We start from the raw sequence: 476 nt of genomic DNA on the forward strand, positions 1-476 counted from the left end.
GTGGGCGACATCGTCGGAGAAGCCGGAGCCGTTCGACTGCGTGTGCGCAGTGCAGATGGCGACGGGCACCATGGGCGTTCCACGCCCGGTGCCGTCTTCGCTCGCGTCGAAGCCCTCGGCTGAGAGCGCGTGAGCGATGAGCGTCTCGGTTTCATAATCCTGCCTCCCCATGCCATCGGCATTGAGGCAGTGAGAGGTCTCATCGGTCGATGACAGTACGCCTGCGCCTAGTTGATTGCGGACGAAGCCATCCTTGCATCCGGTATCAATGGTGGGGGCGGTATCTATGAAGCGACCGCCAGCAGGGCCGACTTCAATGCCGCCGGCAACTCCTTGCCGCGCTTCTCGGCGCGGCGGAGGATGCCCCGACAGGCCGTGCCACTCAAGAAATACCGCTGCGGCAGCTCTCCAGTCTCCAAGACATCCGACAACGAAGACACGGCGCCTGCGCTGGGGTACTCCGAAAAACTGAGCGT

General features: G+C 63.2%; 1 pseudogene. It reads right to left on the reverse strand.

Annotation, left to right across the window (positions count from 1 at the left end):
• Positions 1-476: pseudogene (locus tag GSQ91_RS14730) on the reverse strand (hypothetical protein); the annotation flags it as partial.

This window comes from Granulicella sp. S156, from assembly GCF_009766105.1.
Classification (GTDB): Bacteria; Acidobacteriota; Terriglobia; order Terriglobales; family Acidobacteriaceae; genus Granulicella.